The organism is Photobacterium sp. R1, assembly GCF_054600795.1.
Window position 1 is genome coordinate 1 of record NZ_BAAHZP010000870.1, and the last position, 243, is coordinate 243.

The 243-nt window shown below is 49.8% G+C and carries 1 pseudogene; it reads right to left on the minus strand.

Features of this window, described 5'->3' with window-relative positions:
* Nucleotides 1-243 (minus strand): annotated as a pseudogene (gene pgi, locus ACYP03_RS27560) (glucose-6-phosphate isomerase); the annotation flags it as partial.

Genomic DNA, 243 nt, shown 5'->3' on the forward strand with positions numbered 1-243 from the left:
TCTTGTGCTCATACATCGCAATCAGTGCACCCAGTGTATACGGGGTGACTTGCTTCACCAGAATGGAGTTGGTCGGACGGTTACCTTCAAACACTTTAAAAGGTACCAGCTCAGCGGTTTCTTCCAGCGTCTTACCTGCTGCGATGAACTCAGCTTCGACTTGCTCGCGGGTTTTACCAAATGCCAGCGCTTCAGTCTGTGCAAAGAAGTTTGCCATCAGTTTAGGATGGTGATCACCCAGCT